This window comes from Hydrogenophaga sp. (assembly GCF_051007235.1).
GTDB lineage: Bacteria > Pseudomonadota > Gammaproteobacteria > Burkholderiales > Burkholderiaceae_C > Hydrogenophaga.
Map to the genome: position 1 here is coordinate 1 of NZ_JBPCSJ010000166.1, position 3384 is coordinate 3384.

Sequence of the window (3384 nt, forward strand, 5' to 3'; positions counted from 1 at the left end):
TCCTGGCCGTGCGCGGCCCGCGTGGCGCGGGCCTGAACAAGCAGCAAATCATCGACGCTTTCGAGCGCCGCCTGCATGGCCACCCCGACTTTGAATTGGCCGAGTGCCTGCGCAACATCCACCGCATCGTCGAGATCCGTCTGAACGACAAGTTTGGCGTGGAGCCGACGCTGGGCCACCAGGTCTGGGACTGGCAGGAAACGCTGGCGCAACACAGCGACCCGGGCTATGCGGAAAAAGGCCAGCTGACCGTGACCTACCTGACCGACGCGCACCGCGCCTGCGCCCAGCGCATCAGCCACTGGATGAAGGACTGCGGTTTCGACGAGATCGAGATCGACGCTGTCGGTAATGTGGTGGGCCGCTATCACGCCGCCACACTGGGCGCGAAATACCTGATCACCGGCAGCCACTACGACACCGTGCGCAATGGCGGCAAGTACGACGGGCGACTGGGCATCTTCGTGCCCATGGCCTGCGTGCAGAAGCTGCACGCAGCCGGCAAGCGACTGCCGTTTGGCATTGAAGTGGTGGGTTTTGCCGAAGAAGAAGGCCAGCGCTACAAGGCCACCTTCCTCGGGTCGGGCGCGCTCACCGGCCATTTCGACAACACCTGGCTCGATCAGAAAGACACCGACGGCATCACCATGCGAGAGGCCATGCAGCACGCCGGCCTGTGCATCGACGACATCCCGAAGCTGCAGCGCGACCCGGCGCAGTACCTGGGCTTCATCGAGGTGCACATCGAGCAGGGCCCGGTGCTCAACGAACTGAACCTGCCGCTGGGCATCGTCACCAGCATCAACGGCAGCGTGCGCTTTCTTGGCGAGGTCATCGGCATGGCCAGCCACGCCGGCACCACGCCCATGGACCGCCGCCGCGACGCCGCCGCCGCCGTGGCCGAGCTGATCCTGTATGCCGAGCAGCGCGCCGCGCAGGACGACGACTCGGTTGCCACCGTGGGCATGCTGCAGGTGCCCAACGGTTCCATCAACGTGGTGCCCGGTGCCTGCAAGTTCAGCCTGGACATGCGCGCCCCCACGAATGCACAACGCGACGCACTGGCGCAGGACGTGCTGACCAGGTTCAGCGAGATTTGCGAGCGCCGCGGCCTGCGTCACACGCTGGAAGAAACCATGCGCGCCGCCGCCGCGCCCAGCGCACCCGCATGGCAGGCCCGCTGGGAAGCCGCCGGCACCGCACTGGGCGTGCCACTGCACCGCATGCCCAGCGGCGCGGGCCACGATGCCATGAAGCTGCATGAAATCATGCCGCAGGCCATGCTGTTCGTGCGCGGCGAGAACAGCGGCATCAGCCACAACCCGCTCGAATCCAGCACCGCCGACGACATGGACCTGGCCGTCAAGGCCTTCGACCACGTGCTGCACCAACTGACCACCGAAGCCCACTGAAAGCCGACATGACCACCGCACAACAGCAACTCGACGCCTGGATCGACGCCCACTTCGACGAAGAGGTGCAGTTCCTGCAGGAACTCATCCGCGTGCCCACCGACACGCCGCCCGGCAACAACGCGCCGCACGCCGAGCGCACTGCCGAGCTGCTGGCGGGCATGGGCCTGATGGCCGAAAAGCACACCGTGCCCGAAGCCGAAGTGAAGGCCGCCGGTCTGGAGACCATCACCAACCTGATCGTGCGCCGCCGCTTTGGCGACGGTGGCCAGACCGTTGCGCTCAACGCCCACGGCGACGTGGTGCCGCCGGGCGAAGGCTGGACACACGACCCGTACGGCGGCGAGATCGTGGACGGCAAGATCTATGGCCGCGCGGCTGCGGTGAGCAAGTGCGACATCGCCAACTTCACTTTCGCGATCCGCGCGCTGGAGGCGCTGGGCGCGCCGCTCAAGGGCGGCGTCGAACTGCACGTGACCTACGACGAGGAATACGGCGGCGAGGTCGGTCCGGATTGGTTGCTCAAGAAGGGGCTCACCAAGCCCGACCTGATGATCGCCGCCGGCTTCAGCTACCAGGTGGTGGTGGCCCACAACGGCTGCCTGCAGCTGGAGGTGACGGTGAACGGCGACATGGCGCACGCCGCCATCCCCGACAGCGGCACCGACGCGCTGCAGGGCGCGGTGCACATCCTCAACGCGCTGTACGCGCTCAACGCCGACTACCTGAAGATCACCTCGAAGGTCGAGGGCATCAGTCACCCCTACCTGAACGTGGGCCAGATCAGCGGCGGCACCAACACCAACGTGATTCCCGGCAAGGTGGTGCTCAAGGTGGACCGCCGCATGATCCCTGAGGAAGACCCGGCCGAGGTCGAAGCCGCCCTGCGCCGCACCATCACCGAAGCGGCCGCCAGCTTCCAGCCGCCGCGCGGCGGCAACGCCATCACGGTGGACGTCAAGCGCATCCTGCTGGCACGGGCGCTCAAGCCACTGCCAGGCAACCAGCCCCTGGTGCAAGCGATCCAGAAACACGCTAGCGAGCTGTTTGGTGAGGCCATCCCGGCCGTGGGCACACCGCTGTACACCGACGTGCGCATCTACGGCGAACACGGCATCCCCGGCGTGATCTACGGCGCAGGCCCGCGCACGGTGCGCGAGTCCAACGCCAAACGCGCCGACGAGAACCTGGTGCTGGAAGACCTGCGCCGTGCCACCAAGGTGGTGGCGCGCACGCTGCTGGACCTCTTGCAGGCCGCCTGAACGCGCGCACAAGCCTCGTGACACAATGACCGCCCGCCCCGCCGGGCGGTTCGCACATTGGAGACCTCATGACCCCCGCCGAACAAGCCCTGCGCGACGCCGCGCTCGAATACCACCGCTCGCCCAACACGGGCAAGATCTCGGTCAACCCGACCAAGCCCCTGTCCAACCAGCGCGACCTGTCGCTGGCCTATTCGCCGGGCGTGGCCTTTCCCTGCCTGGCCATCGAGGCCGATCCGGCGCTGGCCTCGGAATACACCAGCCGCGGCAACCTGGTCGGCGTGATCACCAACGGCACCGCTGTGCTGGGCCTGGGCGACATCGGACCGCTGGCCTCCAAGCCGGTGATGGAGGGCAAGGGTTGCCTGTTCAAGAAGTTCGCCGGTATCGACGTGTTCGACATCGAACTCGCCGAGCGCGATCCGGACAAGCTGGTCGAGATCATCGCGGCACTCGAACCCACGCTGGGCGGCGTGAACCTGGAAGACATCAAGGCGCCCGAGTGTTTCTACATCGAGCGCAAACTGCGCGACCGCATGAAGATCCCGGTGTTCCATGACGACCAGCACGGCACGGCCATCATCTCCAGCGCGGCGCTGATCAACGGCCTGGAACTGGTCCAGAAGGACATCGGCGCGGTCAAGGTCGCCGTCAGCGGCGCGGGCGCGGCGGCCATCGCCTGCCTGGACCTGATGGTCAACCTGGGCGTG

General features: G+C 66.8%; 2 protein-coding genes and 1 pseudogene. All 3 read left to right on the forward strand.

The annotated features are described in order from the left end of the window. A partial coding sequence (locus ACR2JA_RS05985; RefSeq protein WP_434008197.1) for a hydantoinase/carbamoylase family amidase occupies nucleotides 1-1412 on the forward strand: 1412 nt, incomplete at its 5' end. Between the two features lie 8 nt (nucleotides 1413-1420). Continuing rightward, complete coding sequence (locus ACR2JA_RS05990) at nucleotides 1421-2674, forward strand: M20 family metallopeptidase (protein ID WP_434008198.1); 1254 nt, start codon at nucleotides 1421-1423, stop codon at nucleotides 2672-2674. A 68-nt stretch (nucleotides 2675-2742) separates the two neighbouring features. Next, nucleotides 2743-3384, forward strand: a pseudogene (locus tag ACR2JA_RS05995) (NADP-dependent malic enzyme); the annotation flags it as partial.